Annotated in this window: 16 protein-coding genes and 1 riboswitch; of the genes, 12 read left to right on the top strand and 4 right to left on the bottom strand. The window is 43.0% G+C overall.

What is annotated here, in order from left to right; genetic code table 11:
- Window positions 1-93 precede the first annotated feature (93 nt).
- The 5 genes from G587_RS25645 (at window position 94) to G587_RS0117450 (ending at window position 3,610) form a co-directional block, all read left to right on the top strand.
- The gene (locus G587_RS25645) at window positions 94-270 is read left to right on the top strand and encodes a hypothetical protein (protein ID WP_155829604.1); all 177 of its coding nucleotides are present in this window, start codon (window positions 94-96) and stop codon (window positions 268-270) included.
- Between the two features lie 115 nt (window positions 271-385).
- A riboswitch (Lysine riboswitch) is annotated at window positions 386-558 on the top strand.
- A gap of 91 nt (window positions 559-649) precedes the next feature.
- A complete protein-coding gene (gene dapA / locus G587_RS0117435) occupies window positions 650-1,534 on the top strand; it encodes a 4-hydroxy-tetrahydrodipicolinate synthase (protein ID WP_026493284.1) in 885 nt (294 codons plus the stop codon).
- 100 nt (window positions 1,535-1,634) lie between these two features.
- Window positions 1,635-2,390, top strand: coding sequence for a 4-hydroxy-tetrahydrodipicolinate reductase (dapB, locus tag G587_RS0117440; protein ID WP_026493285.1), 756 nt, complete (start codon window positions 1,635-1,637; stop codon window positions 2,388-2,390).
- 59 nt (window positions 2,391-2,449) lie between these two features.
- Window positions 2,450-3,268: a phosphoribosylformimino-5-aminoimidazole carboxamide ribotide isomerase gene (gene hisA / locus G587_RS0117445; RefSeq protein ID WP_026493286.1), complete on the top strand. Its 819-nt coding sequence runs from the start codon at window positions 2,450-2,452 to the stop codon at window positions 3,266-3,268.
- Between the two features lie 147 nt (window positions 3,269-3,415).
- On the top strand, window positions 3,416-3,610 hold the full coding sequence (locus tag G587_RS0117450) for a hypothetical protein (RefSeq protein ID WP_026493287.1): 195 nt from the start codon (window positions 3,416-3,418) through the stop codon (window positions 3,608-3,610).
- Between the two features lie 88 nt (window positions 3,611-3,698).
- On the opposite strand, the gene G587_RS0117455 is transcribed toward G587_RS0117450, so the two are convergent.
- Complete coding sequence (locus G587_RS0117455) at window positions 3,699-5,504, bottom strand: methyl-accepting chemotaxis protein (RefSeq protein ID WP_081673605.1); 1,806 nt, start codon at window positions 5,502-5,504, stop codon at window positions 3,699-3,701.
- Window positions 5,505-5,757: 253 nt separating this feature from the next.
- Complete coding sequence (locus G587_RS0117460; RefSeq protein ID WP_022761586.1) at window positions 5,758-5,958, bottom strand: cold-shock protein; 201 nt, start codon at window positions 5,956-5,958, stop codon at window positions 5,758-5,760.
- 316 nt (window positions 5,959-6,274) lie between these two features.
- Between G587_RS0117460 and G587_RS0117465 the strand changes: the two genes are divergently transcribed.
- On the top strand, window positions 6,275-6,571 hold the full coding sequence (locus G587_RS0117465) for a YerC/YecD family TrpR-related protein (protein ID WP_026493289.1): 297 nt from the start codon (window positions 6,275-6,277) through the stop codon (window positions 6,569-6,571).
- 166 nt (window positions 6,572-6,737) lie between these two features.
- Here the strand turns inward: G587_RS0117465 and G587_RS23405 are convergent, their stop codons facing one another.
- Both G587_RS23405 and G587_RS0117475 read right to left on the bottom strand, forming a co-directional pair.
- Window positions 6,738-7,154, bottom strand: a complete 417-nt coding sequence (locus tag G587_RS23405) for a bactofilin family protein (RefSeq protein WP_051201125.1) — start codon at window positions 7,152-7,154, stop codon at window positions 6,738-6,740.
- Between the two features lie 59 nt (window positions 7,155-7,213).
- Complete coding sequence (locus tag G587_RS0117475; RefSeq protein ID WP_026493290.1) at window positions 7,214-8,068, bottom strand: murein hydrolase activator EnvC family protein; 855 nt, start codon at window positions 8,066-8,068, stop codon at window positions 7,214-7,216.
- Between the two features lie 151 nt (window positions 8,069-8,219).
- On the opposite strand from G587_RS0117475, the gene G587_RS0117485 reads away from it, so the two are divergent.
- From G587_RS0117485 to G587_RS0117510, 6 genes are all read left to right on the top strand, one after another.
- Complete coding sequence (locus G587_RS0117485) at window positions 8,220-9,209, top strand: PD40 domain-containing protein (protein ID WP_026493291.1); 990 nt, start codon at window positions 8,220-8,222, stop codon at window positions 9,207-9,209.
- A 106-nt stretch (window positions 9,210-9,315) separates the two neighbouring features.
- Entirely contained in the window at window positions 9,316-11,016 is a 1,701-nt protein-coding gene (locus tag G587_RS23410) for a M3 family oligoendopeptidase (protein WP_026666112.1), read from the top strand.
- 116 nt (window positions 11,017-11,132) lie between these two features.
- A complete protein-coding gene (locus tag G587_RS0117495) occupies window positions 11,133-11,642 on the top strand; it encodes an SEC-C metal-binding domain-containing protein (protein ID WP_026493292.1) in 510 nt (169 codons plus the stop codon).
- A 101-nt stretch (window positions 11,643-11,743) separates the two neighbouring features.
- Window positions 11,744-13,621: a threonine--tRNA ligase gene (locus G587_RS0117500; protein ID WP_026493293.1), complete on the top strand. Its 1,878-nt coding sequence runs from the start codon at window positions 11,744-11,746 to the stop codon at window positions 13,619-13,621.
- A 63-nt stretch (window positions 13,622-13,684) separates the two neighbouring features.
- Window positions 13,685-15,361, top strand: coding sequence for a glycosyltransferase family 39 protein (locus G587_RS0117505; RefSeq protein ID WP_026493294.1), 1,677 nt, complete (start codon window positions 13,685-13,687; stop codon window positions 15,359-15,361).
- 19 nt (window positions 15,362-15,380) lie between these two features.
- The gene (locus tag G587_RS0117510) at window positions 15,381-16,100 is read left to right on the top strand and encodes a hypothetical protein (protein WP_155829605.1); all 720 of its coding nucleotides are present in this window, start codon (window positions 15,381-15,383) and stop codon (window positions 16,098-16,100) included.
- Window positions 16,101-16,494: the final 394 nt, after the last annotated feature.

Raw genomic sequence — 16,494 nt, forward strand, 5'->3', positions numbered from 1 at the left:
TATGGTATAATTATCTAAACGAATAGAGACGAAAAATGATTATCTATAAGAAGAGATGTTATTAAAAAAATTCTAATGCAGGAGGTAATTGACATGGCTATTATAGATAAGATTTTCGGGGAGCACACTGACGTGTACAAATCCCCTTCAGAGGACGAGCTGCAGATGGAACAGACCGGAACCAAGGAGAAGAAGCCGAAGGCTGAGATTTCCGAACAGGATACGGTTAAATTTACAGAGCATGACAGATTTTGGGAGGGAATGAGGTAAGCTCTATAAGTTATCATTAGTGAATAAGTCAGCCTGTCATAGACGGGATTTATGAATGTTATTTTTAACACGTTGACACTGTAGTGTGACAGTGCTATGATTCTTTCAAGATTTATATTAAGATAGAGGTTGCGTATTTTATCAGTACGGATTCTGATGCGACAGGCGCAGGTGAGGAGTTTGGAAAGGACAATACGCCGAAGGATGAGCTTTCCTGTAGGGCTTGTACCTGGGCATACAGTTAAGAGCTGTATGACTGTCATCGTAAGATGGGGAGCTATCGGGCTAATTTGATCAATGATGATTTTTAAAGCTAACTCTCCGTGCGATGAGTTAGCTTTAGTTTTGTGGGGTATAAAACAAAAAAGGAGACAGTTTTATGGCAGTTTTTAAGGGAGCAGGTGTTGCCATTGCGACACCATTTAATGAAGATGGATCAGTTAATTATGAGGAGTTCAAGAGACTGATTGATTTCCAGATCGACAATGGAACAGATGCCATTATTGTATGCGGAACCACCGGTGAGAGTGCTACCATGTCAGAAGAGGAGCACATGGAGGTTTCAAGATTCTGTATTGAATATGTAAATAAGAGAGTACCTGTAATTGCAGGTGCAGGTTCTAACTGCACCAAGACAGCAATTGACCTTTCTGTCGATGCAGCTAAGGCTGGTGCTGATGGAATTCTTTCAGTTACTCCTTACTATAACAAAGCTACTCAGGACGGACTTGTTCAGCACTTCACAGCTATTGCCAAGGCAGTGGATGTTCCGATCATTCTTTATAATGTTCCCAGCCGCACAGGCTGCAATATCCAGCCTGCTACAGCAGCCAAGCTTTGCAAGGAAGTTGACAATATCGTTGGTATCAAGGATGCTGCAGGTAACCTTGCTCAGACAGCTAAGATGATGCAGCTCGCTGACGGTGCCATCGACCTATACTCAGGTGAGGACGGACTTGTAGTTCCGATCATGTCACTTGGCGGAATCGGTGTTATCTCAGTTCTTTCAAACGTAGCACCTAAGGAAACTCATGAGATGTGCCAGAAGGCTCTTGACGGAGACTTCACAGGGGCAGCAGCTATCCAGCTCAAAGCACTTCCTCTTATCGATGCACTTTTCTCAGAGGTTAATCCTATCCCTGTTAAGGCAGCTCTGGAGATGATTGGCTTTAAGGCAGGCCCGCTTCGTCTTCCTCTTACAACAATGACTGAGGCTAACAGAGTGGTACTCGAGAAAGAGCTAAAGAAATTTCTTGGAAAGTAAAATATAAATGATCCTTATTCGGAAGGCTTGGGTAATTTAAGCCTTCTCCCTTTGGGAGAAGGTGTCAGAGAAGCTGACGGATGAGGGGAGAGGACTTGGTATGATTAAAGCTATTATGCACGGCTGCAATGGCCGTATGGGACACGTAATTGTAGACCTTGCATCCGGTGATGACAAGATCGAGATCGTAGCAGGAGTTGATGCTTACGGTGATAACACCTACAGCTTCCCTGTTTTCGATTCTATTGAGAAATGTGACGTAGCTGCTGATGTTGTAATTGATTTTTCCAATGCATCAGCTGTAGATAACCTTCTTGAAGTATGCGCTTCAAAGAATCTCCCGGTAGTTCTTTGCACAACAGGTCTTTCAGATGAGCAGCTTGCTAAGGTTAAGAGCACTTCTGAGAAGGTGGCAGTTCTTAAATCCGCCAACATGTCAGTAGGTATCAACATGCTTATGAAGGTGCTTAAGGAGATATCACCTGTACTCGATGCTGCAGGCTTTGATATCGAGATCGTTGAGAAGCACCACAATCAGAAGCTTGATGCTCCCAGCGGAACAGCGCTTGCTCTTGCTGACAGCGTAAATGATTCTCTTTCAGAAAAGTGTGAGTACGTATACGACAGAAGCACAAGACGTGAGAAGCGTCCCAAGAAGGAGATAGGTATCTCCGCAGTTCGCGGTGGCACAATTGTTGGTGACCACGACGTTATTTTTGCCGGAACAGATGAGGTTATAACTCTTTCACACAGAGCATATTCCAGATCCGTTTTTGCAAAGGGAGCCATCGAAGCAGCTAAGTTCCTTGCAGGGAAAGACGCGGGCCTTTATGATATGAGCAGTGTAATAGAATGATAAAAAACTGCCTTCTCCCTTTGGGAGAGGGTGTCAGCGAAGCTGACGGATGAGGGAATATGAGACTTAGACCCTGTATAGACATTCACAACGGACAGGTTAAACAGATAGTTGGCAGTAGCCTTAGAGACATGGGGGACTCCGCAACGGAGAACTTCGTGTCTACTCAGGACGCTGCTTTTTTTGCACGCATGTATAAGGAAAAGGGCCTTCACGGAGGGCATATCATAGTCCTTAATGCTGCTGACAGCCCTTATTATGAGGCATCGGTTAACCAGGCTCTGTCCGCACTTAGAGAGACTCCGGGATTCCTTCAGGTAGGAGGCGGAATCACAGCTGAAAATGCCTGGAAATTCCTTGACGCCGGTGCATCCCATGTCGTCGTAACAAGCTATGTATTTAAGGATGGCAGGGTGAATTATGACAATCTTCAAAAGCTCCTTAACGAAGTTGGTAAGGAACACCTGGTTCTTGATCTGTCCTGTAGGAAGGGCGTAGTTGTAGCAGGCGAAGGTGCCTTAAGCCATGATGCAGACAAATATTACATCGTTACCGACAGATGGCAGAAGATGACTGATGTGGAGGTGAATACGGATACTCTTGATGAATTATCCTCATACTGCGATGAATTTCTTGTTCATGCGGTGGACGTAGAGGGTAAGCAATCGGGAATTGAAGCAGAGCTTGCAACCCTTCTTGGTAGCTGGGCAAAGCTTCCTATCACCTATGCCGGCGGAGTTCACAGCTTTGATGATCTAAAGCTCATTAGAGAATGCGCTGACGGCAGACTTGATGTGACAGTTGGCAGCGCTCTGGAAATATTCGGAGGTGCCATGTCAATTGATGAGATAGCTGAGTACTGCCGCGTTCATGAGTGATTTTTATCTGAGAAATACAGAATAAAAGGGCTATTCTTTTTTTATATTTATTTAATTTATAATGTCGCCTTTTACCTTTATAATTCGTATATAGGTATATAGAGGTAAATAAAAACATCCAGTGTTTTTTATAAAGGAGGCAATTATATGGGTACTAATAAATTAAACGATGATGCTAATCTTGATGAATTAAAAGCAAAAGAGAAACTTGATGGACTTGCTTTAAATGATGATGAGCTTGATGATGTATCAGGTGGACAGATTGTTAATATGGCTAGGGGTATCAACGTGGTCAGAAATAGAAAACAGCAGATTTTGTCTACAAATGGAAAAAATCTATAATAATCAGAAGGACTGTCACCTATGACGGTCCTTTTTGTTGCAGTAAAAAACAGCCAGAGCGATGCTCTGGCTGTTTTGCACATCTGGTTTAAAGTGAGAATCTTGCAACGAAATCCTGAAGCTCCTGAGCGTTCTGTGCAAGTCTGTCGGAGGCCTCTGCAACCTCGTGGGTTGATGCGGTCTGCTGCTCGGATGCAGCGGATACGTTCTGGGTCTCATCAGCTACGCTGACACTCATTTCTTCAATCTTCTGGATGTTGTTAGCAATAGTAGTAGTTCCACCGGAGAGCTGATCTACGATCTCGCTCATGCGGGCACTCTGCTCGGATACGGAATGAACCTTGCTGACGATTTCATTGAAGGTGTTACCGGCTTCATTAACAACCTGGGAGCCTTCAATAACGCTCTGAGCACCTTCACGCATGGACTCAACGGCTTCTTCGGAACTTTTTGTAATGTCTTCAATAAGAACGGTGATATTGTTTGCAGCTTCGTTGGACTGATCTGCCAGCTTACTGATCTCACTTGCAACTACGGCGAAGCCTTTACCCATTTCACCGGCCCTTGCAGCCTCGATTGATGCATTCAGTGAGAGGAGGTTGGTCTGGCTTGCGATTTCTGCGATAGTATCAACGAAGGAATCAATATTCTTAAGCTTGTCGCCAAGACCTTCAACCATTGTAGCTGTATTTTCAACGGAATCCTTGATGGTTTCCATCATTGTGGTTGCGCGTGTCATGTCAGCTGCACCCTTGGTTGCTGCTTCATTTGTTGCGTTGATCATGTCACTGGAAGCAACGATTGCATGCTGGAATTCTTCCATGTTGCTTACAAATGCCTGAGTCTCATCACTTGCTCCTGAAACTGCTGTAATCTGACCACTGCAGGAATTAGCAACGTTTGTACAGGAGTTTGCAACCATTTCGCTTGCCTGTGCTGACTGTGAAGCACTTGCTGAAAGCTCTTCTGATGCGGAAGCAACATAAGCGGTTGTATCTGAAATCTTACCCATAAGTTCACGGATGTTATGGTGAAGGGTATCAAGGGCTTCGGCAATAAGACCAATCTCGTTCTTGCTCTTTGTAAGAGGACGAATCTTGCGCATGGATTCGTTGTCGCTGAAATCGCTGTTGGACATCTTTCCCATTTCTTCTGCGATGAGGATAATGGGCTTTGTGATTCTCTTACCAATGTAGTATGCTACGATAAGACCGATAACGCACATTACAACAAGTACGATAATAGATTTAAGGATACTGTTGTTAAGTGCCTTTGCTGCATGCTCTGAATACTCAGCTTCAAGTGCATCAATATGATCTACCCATACGCCTGTACCCATAACCCAGTCAAAAGGCTGGTAGTAAGCTGTGTAGTTGATCTTAGGAAGAGGCTCGGTTTCATTTGGCTTTGCAAACATAAGCTCTGTATATCCACCGCCGTCCTGCATACCATTTTTGATCATTTCCTGAATGAACTTGGTACCATTGGGGTCTACTGAATCCCATCTGGACTGTCCCTCAGTATCACGGCCAAGAAGAACTACGTTTATACCTGTAGAAGTATCTACCCAGAAATAGCCGGATCCATCGTTATATTTCAGGTCTCTTATGATGTCAGCAGCTTCCTTCATGGCTTCTTCTTTTGTCATAAGGCCTGCTTCGTATCTGGAATTCATGATAGCGCATACACTCATGGCTTCCTGAGTCTCATTCTTGAGTTCAGTCTTGATATCTTGAAGGAGTCTTTCTCTATACTGAGTTGTCTGTTCTTTAGTTGTAGCAATAGTGCTATTGATGGTGAAAAGTTCGACAATTAAACCTGTAAGAATTACAGCACCGCCGATGGCGATTAAAAGCGAATACAATAAAGACATATTTCTGGTAGGTCTGCCCATTTGTTATCCCTCCTCTGTGACGGATATGTTTTTTGATTGTACACATCTTAATATATCATTGAGGGATATGGAATAACAATTAATAGAGTATTAAAATTTAGTAAAGATAGTAGGACAGAAGAGGAGTAGTGCGCGACGCTCAAAAAACCCATCCGTTACCGGATGGGTTCGTTGATTAATCATTTGTACACTTGCTGATTCTATATATTAAGAATAAGGCACATTGTATTCTTGATTAAATGTTTGCCGTTAATCAAAGCTTGTTAACGTTAACGGCCTGAGGTCCTTTTTCACCCTGGATTACATCGTAATCAACTGCAGCGCCTTCGTCGAGAGACTTGAAGCCCTCCATGTTGAGTCCTGAATAATGTACGAATACATCATTGCCTGCCTCATCAGAAATGAAGCCGTAACCCTTCTGGTTGTTGAACCACTTAACTGTACCCTTGTTCATAGCTTACCTCCACTAAAAAATAAAAAATAGTTCTTATCGTCAAACGAGTACATCAATTGACGATATGTTGTATTAAAACAACATAATTAGGATATCACAATGAGTGTTAAAAGTAAAGGAATTATTAAAATATTCGCGAAAAAAATCACAATTTATCTAAGCTTTTACCGCATCCCTTTACTTTAATTGTTTAGTGTGTTAAAATATGAAAGCATGAAGTGAAATTGACGAAATATAGTACATATTATGTCTTGTTTTATTTTATTTCAAGCAAAACTTGGGGGCGTATTTATTCTTTCAAAACATGGAGGGTAACATGAACAAAAAAATTCGTACAGAAGCGGTGGATCATCTATTTGAGGCCATTCTGTCACTTAGCGATAAGGAAGAGTGTTATAGCTTTTTCGAGGATCTCTGCACAGTGAATGAACTTATGTCTCTGTCACAGAGATTTGAGGTTGCAGCAATGCTCAGGAAGCATAAGACCTATCTCGAGATAGCAGAGAAGACTGGAGCTTCTACAGCAACAATAAGCCGAGTTAACAGATCTCTCAATTACGGAGATGACGGATATGCACTTGTATTTTCTAAGATGAAGTCTGAAGAGAACTAAGAGGATTTTAAGTTTGGAGTTTTAAGCAAGCGTAGCAGGTGACTGCTACGTTTTATGTTGTTAACTGGGAGTATGGCAAGGAATTATAATAGATATATTGAAGTTATAAAAATATAATACCTGAATATAAAAATAGGACCGTCATTACTGACAGCCCTATTTTAATTTAGTTTGCAGAAGCTCTCTCTTTTGCCGTCTCAGCAGAAGTTTTCTCTGCTGTCATCTGGCATTGACCTTGGAAAACAGCGTTTTCATCAATTACCAGAGTCTTGGCTGATAAGTCACCAATGAGCTTGCCGGTGTCGCTGATCTCGACCTTTCCTGTGCTCGCAGTTACGTTTCCGTTGATCTCTCCTGCGAGGAAGAGGTTGGTAGCTGAAACAGCTCCGTTAATCTTGCCTTCCTGACCAACGATGAGAGAACCATTTACAGATACGTTACCGTTAATGGTGCCATCGACACGTGTGCTTTCCTTAGCGCTAAAGGGTCCATCCAGAATGGCCCCGGCTGCAATAAATGAAGTAATGGGTTCTGCAGCTACGTCCATTGAACCATCTGCCTTTGAGTTGTTAAATAGTGCCATTGTTAGCCTCCTTAAAAGAGGGATATTTAAATCCCTTTATCTATAATAATGGATTTCGATTATCCATTTATCTCAATAAGATCTTCAGGATTTATAAATACTCCGTCCTTTTGAAGCTGGAATCCCAACTTTGTATTATCACTTCCCACAACAAAGAGGGTTGCTCCTCTGACTACGGTATCGCCTTCGTGAACAAGACTTTCACCGCCGTTTCTGTAAATTGAAACATAGCCGTTGCCGTGATCGATTGTTACTGAATTGCCATATTTTAAATCGCCTGCTACGGAAGTAACAGTTCCTGATCCTGCGGATGTAATGGTTGAGCCCTCTTCAGCTGAGAGGATAAGAATGGGATTATAGGCTGATGTGTCAACAGGGGGTGTCTCAGTATTCTCATCGCCTTCGCCATCCTCGTTTTCTTCAGGTTTAACGGCATTGCCGTCAGCATCAATGAGGCCTTCAATCGCGATATCGCCGGAGTTCGGATCGTCATAGCTTGCCACCATGGAAGCTGTTCCCGAGATGGGAAGAAGTGATGGTACACTTAACTGTTCCGCCTCGGCAGCTGTAACCTGCTCGGCTTCTACCTTTTTATTAAGAGCCTGGCTTAAGTTTGTTACTTCAGTCTTAAGCTCAGCATTTTCTTTTGCCAATGCAATGTTCTCATCGGTTTTTTCACTGATCAACTGATCCTGCTGTGCAGAATATTTTTTTAATGAAGAAACTGTGATTGCTGAATGAATTTGAAAGCATAGTAATGCTACGAATACTGCAAAGATGGAAAACGCCAGCACCTGAGTAGCTACGTGCCCAAGATGAAAGCCGCCGCTGCTTCCGTCTGAATCCCCGGATATGATCATGATTGTGTAATGGCGTTTATGCCTGTGTTTTTTTGGTTTATTTAGATCTGCCATAAAAAACTCCCCGTTTAAAACTCACGGAATATAATACCATAAAACGTTATAGTAGGCAATTTCACAATGATGGACACCACAATTGTGATGAAGGATGGTATGATCATAGATGTTAAGAAAAATCCGAATCCTGTACCTGCTGAGGAATTAAATGATCTGTGATTATATTTTGAAGAAAAAAGAAAACAAGAATCGTATATGTGGACTCTTTGTGGCATGCATTTTGGTTTTGAATCTGCTATGTCCGATAAGTGGTCTTGCAGCATATAAGCCCGGTGGAATGATAGTGTTCCATTCATACTCTGACTACAACGCAGGAGATAGCCGCATTTTCCTGTATGACTTTAAGTCAGATACCCTCAAATGCTTAAGTGAAAACTGGAAGGATATAGTAAATCCCATGAACGCCTGCTTTAGAAATGATGGTAAGGCGTTAGTTTTCATGGGACAAAATAGAGACGGCGAGTGGGATATTTTCCAATATGAGCTTGGTGCTGATAAGCCGGTCAATATTACGGAGGGGAATGACCTTGATGACGAGGATCCAAAATACGATTCAAAGGGGAAATACATTATTTTCAAGCAGAGTAATCCATCAGGAAAAGGAACCCGAATTGTTCGATATAGCTGCAGGTCGGGGAAGACGAAGGTGATTCTCAAGGGCTCATCCGAAAAGTCCATGCCTTATTACAGCAAAAATGGAAAGAAGATTTATTACACAGAAGGCAAAGGCCGAAAGACATCTATTAAAGCGCTCGATGTCAAAAGTAAGGAAATCTCCATGCTTTACAGTAAGGACGGCGTGCAATCCTATTATCCCATCACCGGTGGCAATGGGAAATATCTCTATTTTTCAAGAGGCTACAGTAAGAAAAATCGCGTAGACCAGATCATCAGATACAATCTGAAAACCGGTAAAGCAAAATCCCTAAAGTGCAACAGCAGGCATTTCGACTGCTCTGATGCCTGCTATGTTTCTTCGAAATATATCATTATCAGCAGCACTAAGAGCGGCAAAGAAGGCGGGTACGACTTATATCTTGTTAATGTCAAAAGCGGCGGGATGACCAGCTTGTCAAACTTTAATAATCATATAAACACTCCCATGGAGGAGCTTGGATGTGATTATTTTGAAAGCTGATGGCATTTTTGGCGTTATTATTGTATGATTTTAAAAGCTTTTTACAAATGTAATTGTGTTCCATGAAAAGACATTTTTATCAGGCAAAAAAATAAAAGGAGACAGTATGAAAATGGTTAAATTTAGTGAGATCGAATACAAGCGTCCGGATATGGAGGCGCTTAAAAAGGCTTTGGAAGATGCTACTGCAAAAATCCGTGATGCCAGGAGTTATCAGGAAGTCAGAGACGCATACTATTCACTGCAGGAGTATGAGCAGGAAGTCGAGTCAATGTTTACTCTGGCTTATGTTCGCAATACCATCAATATGAGGGATGAGTTTTATGATGCAGAGGTTAAACTGCTACAGGAAGATTATGCAAAGATGATTCCTCAGTATAACGCTTATGAGAAGGCTCTTACAGAGTCACAGTTCAGACCTGAATTTGAGGCTGAATTTGGTGCTCAGCTCTTAAGAAAACTGGATGCTTCTTTGATGACAAGCGATGAGAAAATCATTTCTGAGACAATCCGCTGCGATCAGCTTAAGCAGGAATACAGCAAGACCGCTGCTGAGGCAGTGACTGACTTTAGAGGAGAGGAGTGCAATTTTTACGGACTCCTTAAGCACATGCAGAGCACAGACCGCGCAGAGCGCAAGGAGGCCTTCGAGGCATGGGCAGCACTTTATGAAAAGATCAGTCCCGAGCTCGAGGCCCAGTATGGAGAGCTTGTAAAGCTCCGTAATGAGATGGCTCTGAAAATGGGCTTCAAGAATTACGTCGATATGGCGTATATCGATAGAAACCGCTTTGATTACAAGCAGGAGGATGTGGCAAAATTCCGAGAGCAGGTAAGGGCGATAATCACACCTGCTGTTGCAAAGCTGCGCGAGGTACAGAAGGAAAAGCTCGGTGTGGATAAGCTTTACTACTATGACGAGGAGCTGAACTACCCTGATGGAAATGCTGCACCTATCGGAACTGCAAAGGAGCTCATAGACAAGGCACAGAAGATGTACAGAGAGATGAGCGCCGAGACAGGTGAGTTCTTTGACTTCATGAAGGAGTATGATCTCTTTGACTTAGAGACCAGACCCGGCAAGCACATGGGCGGTTACATGACAGCTATGCCTCTTTTCAAGGCACCCTTCATCTTCAGTAATTTCAATGGTACCTCTGCAGACGTTGATGTACTTACCCACGAGGCAGGGCATGCATTCCAGGGATATCTTTCTATGAGATCAATTGATGTGAACGCACTTCGCGCTTCAACAGCTGAGATCAACGAGATTCATTCCATGTCCATGGAACACTTCGCATACCCCTGGATGGAGCTGTTCTTTGGCGATAAAACTGAGAAATATATTACCTCACATCTTATGGGTGCACTTTCCGTAATTCCTTACCTGGTGAGTGTTGATGAGTTCCAGCATGAGGTTTATGCACATCCTGACTACACAGCAGCTGACTGGAAGAGAACATGGCATGAGATTGAGCAGAAATACATGCCCTGGCGCGATTATGATGGAAATGAATTCCTGGAGGCAGGTGGCTTCTGGATGCAGAAACAGCATATCTTCCTCTATCCTTTTTACTATATTGAATATGCTATGTCAGCGATCTGTGCATTCCAGTACTATGGCCGTATGAAGGAGGACAGACAGAAGGCATGGAATGATTACCTCAGTCTCTGCCGCGCAGGTGGAACCAAGGGCTATTTGGAGCTTCTGAAAATCGGTAATCTCCTTAGTCCTTTTGAAGACGGTACCGTTGAGAAGAGCACAGCTCATGTGATCGAGGAGCTTTCAAAGCGCTACACAGCATGAGAAAACCTGAGCTGAATTCTGCCGTTTACATTACTTCTGAAAAAGACTATAATATATAGGATTATCGCATGCAGGGGCATGTATATTTGAAATACTATATAAAGTGAGGTTACATTATGGCATTATTAGAACAGTGGCGCGGTATGGCTTATTCAGAAAAAGCTGATAAGGCACAGCTGCAGAAACTTTGGACAGATTATTTTCAGAAGGAAAAAGATATTTACGCAATCCTTCTTAAGAATCCTGATGAAGTAGTTAAGGGCACAGTTAAGGAACTGGCTGAAAAATATAGCGTTGATATCATGACAATGACAGGATTCCTTGATGGAATCAATGATTCACTTAAGGAGCAGAACCCTATCGATGATATGGAAGAGGATACAGAGGTTCAGCTCGGCTTCGATAAGGAGCTTCTTTACAAGAACATGGTAGCAGCAGGTGCTGACTGGCTTTATGGTCTTGAGGAGTGGAACGACATCTTCTCAGAGGAGAAGCAGAAGGAACTTTACAAGGAGCAGAAGGCTTCACAGACAGTTCGCAAGGAGAACAAGGTTTATCCTAACGATCCCTGTCCGTGTGGAAGTGGTAAGAAGTACAAGAAGTGCCACGGTAAAGGAAAGTTCTGATAGCTTATTAAGAGAGAAAACAGCCCTGTATAATATGTGCGGGGCTTTTTTCAATAAATAATTATGACTGTGCCCGGTTGGCACGGAAAAGGAGAAAAATCATGACAAAAGAAGAATTTAAAGAAGTGTATCGCCATTCATTGGCACACATCCTTGCAAAAGCCGTAATCGAGATTTACGGTAAGGAGACACAGTACGCAATTGGTCCGCAGGTGGCAGACGGTTGCTATTATGACTTCGTTTTGCCGGGGGCTGTGACAGAGGATGATTTCAAGACCATCGAGGATAAGATGCGCGAGATCATCAAGAGAAGAGAGGATTGGACAAGAAAAGAGGTTTCCAAGGAAGAAGCTCTCGAAATCTTTAAGGATCAGAAGTTTAAGACAGAGCTTATCAATGATCTTCCTGACGGAGAGACCATCACTACCTACAACACAGGTGATGATTTCATCGATCTTTGCCGTGGACCTCACGTTGAAAACTCTCAGGAGCTGATGAATGTTTCCTTTAAATTAAAGGCTGTATCAGGCGCTTACTGGAGAGGCGATGAGAAGAGAGATTCCATGACAAGAATTTATCTCTATGCATTCCCTACAAAGGATGAGCTTAAGGCTCACCTTAAGATGATCCAGGAAGCTTTAGAGCGCGACCACAAGAAGATCGGTGCTCAGCTTGATCTTTTCATGTTTGACGAGACAGCTCCCGGAATGCCTTACTGGCTTCCCAGAGGCTGGAGAATGTACCAGAAGCTCCTTAAGTTCTCAAGAGATATTCAGGAGAGACATGGTTATACAGAGATCGCAGCTCCTCTTATCGATAACAAGAAGCTGTGGCTTATCAGTGGACACTGGGCTCATTACATCAACAACATGTTCATCGTACCAGGAATCGCAGGTCATGTTCAGGCTGACACAACTATTCCTGATGTAGCAGAGAGCATGGATGAGGATGCAGCTAAGACTCCTGTTAAGATCGAGAGAGGCTCTGTTATCTACAACAGAGAGGCCCTTGATACAATGGGCGCTAAGCCTATGAACTGTCCTAACGCTATGATGACTTATAAGAGAACAGTTCACTCTTACAAAGAGCTTCCTATCCGTTACAGTGAGTACGATGTACTTCACAGAAAAGAGAAGTCAGGACAGATGAACGGTCTTTTCCGTGTTCAGGAGTTCAGACAGGACGATGACCATACATTCGTTATGGAGTCACAGATCCAGGATGAGATTGCAGATATCATCTCAATCGCAGACGAGATCTACAAGACATTCGGTGTTACATACAGAGCTGAGTTCTCAACCCGTCCCGATGATTTCATGGGTGATATCGAGGTTTGGAACAGAGCAGAGGCTGCTATTAAGAGCATTCTTGATAAGAAATATGGCGAAGGTGGCTATGAGATCAACGAGGGCGACGGCGCTTTCTATGGTCCTAAGATCGACCTTCAGATCAAGGACGCACTTGGAAGAGAGTGGCAGTGCGGTACAGTACAGCTTGACTACCAGCTTCCTCACAACTTTGGCCTTACATATCAGGCTCAGGACGGAAGCCTTGAGATGCCTGTTGTTATCCACAGAGCTATCTATGGCTCACTTGAGAGATTCATCGGTATCATCATCGAGAACTTCAAGGGTGCGTTCCCGTTCTGGCTCAGCCCTTATCAGGTAGGTATCGTTCCTATCCGTGTTGAGCACAACGAGTATGCTAAGAAGGTAGCTGACCTTCTCTTCGAGAACGGCATCGATGTTGAGGCTGATTACTCCGACAACAACATGAAGGAGAAGATCAAGAAGTTCAAGAACTACAAGGATCCTTATATCATCGTTCTTGGTGATAAGGAGGCAGCTGAGAACACTGTTTCAATCAATGTTCGTGGTTCTAACAAGCAGATTCAGAATGTACCTCTTGATAAGTTTGTTGAGATGTGCAAGAAGATGAATGCAGAGCACACACTTGAGCTTATTGATTCTGTAGAGTAAAAATATTAGCCTTCCCCCTACTTTAGGGGGAAGGTGTCAGCGAAGCTGACGGATGAGGGTTTGATGAACAACCTTAATAATTTAAATAATAAGTGGGGCATTGCTCAAAGAGTGATCGGAATAATTTTGTATCTGGTGTCTGCCGGAATGCTGGTATTTTCGACTTACCTTTGTTTTAGCCCCGATATATGGTACGACGAGCTCTACAGTATACAGTTTGCTTTAAAGAGCGTATCTGAGATGGTTAAGTTAACAGCGGCGGATGTTCACCCGCCGCTGTATTACGTTATCGTGCATTATCTGATAAGAGGATTTGGCTATATAGGAGGTGCCCTTGGTGTTACAATAGGGACAGATACTCTTGCGGGCAATATGCCTGTCATATACGCCAAGATGGCAAGTGTCATTCCGCTTGTGATCCTCTTTATATACGCGGTGACGATCATCAGGAAAAGGTACGGAACACTTATAGGCGGACTGTTTAGCTGCGCAATGATCGCTATGCCTCAGATGGCGGATTACTCTGTTGAGATCAGAATGTACAGCTGGGTAATGCTTTTTGTGACAGCCATGTGCATACATGCAGAGCCTTTCCTTGAAAATGATAAGGATAAGCAGATAAGAGGCTTAAAATGGAGCAAGGCTTTCCCTGTCTTCATATATGGACTTCTCGCCTGCTATACTCAGTACTATGCCGCTGTTGCGGTGGCTTTTGTGTATTTGTTCCTTATAGTATGGTCTGTAAGGAAAAACATCTATCAGCTTGGGATACTTTTGATAAGCGCCAATTTCACAGCGGTAGCTTATTTCCCCTGGATAGGCGTCGTGTTGTCACAGGCAAAGTCCGTATCTTCAAATTACTGGATACAGCCCCTTAGTCTTAGGAGCTTTGGCGGCATTATCAAGTACCTTATGAAGCCCGGATTTTTCAATGAAAAGCTGGCAACAATCCTTGCTGTAGTAATATTTATTCTGGTGGCATTCGCAGTGGTTATAAACATCAGGGATGCCTATATGTGGCTGTGCTTTATGCCGGTTATTGGAATTATTGCCTTCGGCTTTGCAGCTTCTATATTGCTAAGGCCCGTGTTCACATACAGATACATGATCCCCGGAATGGCAGCGCTGTGGCTTGGAGTTCTTATAGCATCGGGAAGGCTTCTGAATGTTTTTGGAAAAGATGCCGGAACAGAAGAGAAAAAGGCTAAGCCCTTTGAGAAAGCTCTCTTTGCAGGTGGGTTACTGCTCACTTCACTCGTAATCGTATTCTGTATCAGGGATTATTGGGCTTTCCGTGGAAATGAACTCTACAAACGTGTTAATATGGTAGAAACGGAGAAGTTCTGGAATTCAATAAATGCAGAAACTACCGGTAAAAAGACGATACTGGTCTGCAACTTCGATCAGGTATCCGCTATATCGCTGTACTATGCAAACGGCATGAGAGATGTAGTGGGAGAGCAGGGAGAAGAGCCTCCGGTAATGGTTTATCTCTACGGAGCCATGACGGATGAAGTTCTGGCAAACACATTCCCCGGGATACTGAGCGTAACGGAGCCCTGGGAGGTTTGGGAGCTTGTGGACAGCGGAAGCAGAGTCCTGTTCCTTGGAAGCTTTAACTCAAGAGAAGATATTATAAAGGAGTGGGAGGAATCACCCCGTCCCTTATCAAGTGAAAACAAGGGTAGCTATCTTCTTGAGAGATATTGGTTCGATGTGTTTGAAGTAACTAAGAAGTGACATCTATAAGGAGCGTATATTGCGAGTAAAAAGACTGTTATCCATAATTAGTGGGATTGTGATAATCGCCCTGGCTGGAACAGGGATAGATTCTCTTGCATCTTCAGGAGCAAGTGCCACCCTGAATGAGATTGTAAGCGGAGAGGAAAGCAATGCTACAGGAGAAACCGAGGGAGAAAGTGCTACCGGTGTAAGTGACGGAGATGCAGAAAATGCTGTTAGCACTATCAGGAGCCTTCCTGCAGCGCTAAGCTGTACCTTTATCCTGCCTGACGGCTTTCAGCCATCTGATACGCCGGGCGTTTATGTGAATGAGTTTTATCCTTTGGAGTCAGCTAATGTTACTTACAAGGTATCGAATATACCTCAGGAAAAAGAGCTGACCAATGCCCAGAAGGCAGCAGGGGAGAGTGCTGACGCAAGTGAGTATGAGATGCTCTATAATGAGCTTACGGCTGAGAAGTTTGAAGAACTTCAGAGAAACAGCTACGAGGCTTTGTATGGGGTGGATCCAAAGCTTGCTATGTGGGGCTTCGAGAAAAGAGAGTTTGACGGTTTTCCCGGTTATGTTATAAATACGGCACACACCCTTGAAAATACTCAGACAATCCGTCAGGTGACAGTGATTATCCTTTCGAGTAATAAGGTTTTCACTGTGGTCTATTCAAGAGCAGATGATGATGATTTTGAGGATGATATCAATCAGAGTCTTGAGACTATACATGTTATTAGAAAGTAACTCCCATTTCGGATCCCTCTTTCCAAATTGAAAAGATTGAGAAAGTAAGTGGTTCTTAAGAGAAGTTTTTAGGATATTTAAATCCCTCGGAATTCCGGGGGATTTTTTTATCTTATAGAAAATTACTTCTTTATTTCCCAAATAAGATAAAAACCATACAGGTGCATGCAGTCTGTCTGCATTTTTTCGCAAGCAATCGCTGTCAGGCTCTGCCTAAATTACGTCATGAAAATATTGAAAATATTAAATATTGCAAATCGCAATATAATTATGATTTGAGATTAAACTGTGAAAAAACTGTGTCCTTACTGGATTTTCAAGATAAACGTAATTATAAACATTCTATAAATTTTATTAAATGCCGTAATAGCACAGTTTAAGCGACTTGACAAAT

The sequence above is a fragment of the Butyrivibrio sp. XPD2002 genome, from assembly GCF_000423945.1.
In the GTDB taxonomy this organism is placed as follows: Bacteria; Bacillota; Clostridia; order Lachnospirales; family Lachnospiraceae; genus Butyrivibrio.

What these genes read in the sequence shown, in the direction of transcription:
- G587_RS25645 (WP_155829604.1), top strand. Translation starts at nt 94, where the DNA reads ATGGCTATTATAGATAAGATTTTCGGGGAGCACACTGACGTGTACAAA.
- dapA (WP_026493284.1), top strand. Translation starts at nt 650, where the DNA reads ATGGCAGTTTTTAAGGGAGCAGGTGTTGCCATTGCGACACCATTTAAT.
- dapB (WP_026493285.1), top strand. Translation starts at nt 1,635, where the DNA reads ATGATTAAAGCTATTATGCACGGCTGCAATGGCCGTATGGGACACGTA.
- hisA (WP_026493286.1), top strand. Translation starts at nt 2,450, where the DNA reads ATGAGACTTAGACCCTGTATAGACATTCACAACGGACAGGTTAAACAG.
- G587_RS0117450 (WP_026493287.1), top strand. Translation starts at nt 3,416, where the DNA reads ATGGGTACTAATAAATTAAACGATGATGCTAATCTTGATGAATTAAAA.
- G587_RS0117455 (WP_081673605.1), bottom strand. Translation starts at nt 5,504, where the DNA reads ATGGGCAGACCTACCAGAAATATGTCTTTATTGTATTCGCTTTTAATC.
- G587_RS0117460 (WP_022761586.1), bottom strand. Translation starts at nt 5,958, where the DNA reads ATGAACAAGGGTACAGTTAAGTGGTTCAACAACCAGAAGGGTTACGGC.
- G587_RS0117465 (WP_026493289.1), top strand. Translation starts at nt 6,275, where the DNA reads ATGAACAAAAAAATTCGTACAGAAGCGGTGGATCATCTATTTGAGGCC.
- G587_RS23405 (WP_051201125.1), bottom strand. Translation starts at nt 7,154, where the DNA reads ATGGCACTATTTAACAACTCAAAGGCAGATGGTTCAATGGACGTAGCT.
- G587_RS0117475 (WP_026493290.1), bottom strand. Translation starts at nt 8,068, where the DNA reads ATGGCAGATCTAAATAAACCAAAAAAACACAGGCATAAACGCCATTAC.
- G587_RS0117485 (WP_026493291.1), top strand. Translation starts at nt 8,220, where the DNA reads ATGATCTGTGATTATATTTTGAAGAAAAAAGAAAACAAGAATCGTATA.
- G587_RS23410 (WP_026666112.1), top strand. Translation starts at nt 9,316, where the DNA reads ATGAAAATGGTTAAATTTAGTGAGATCGAATACAAGCGTCCGGATATG.
- G587_RS0117495 (WP_026493292.1), top strand. Translation starts at nt 11,133, where the DNA reads ATGGCATTATTAGAACAGTGGCGCGGTATGGCTTATTCAGAAAAAGCT.
- G587_RS0117500 (WP_026493293.1), top strand. Translation starts at nt 11,744, where the DNA reads ATGACAAAAGAAGAATTTAAAGAAGTGTATCGCCATTCATTGGCACAC.
- G587_RS0117505 (WP_026493294.1), top strand. Translation starts at nt 13,685, where the DNA reads ATGAACAACCTTAATAATTTAAATAATAAGTGGGGCATTGCTCAAAGA.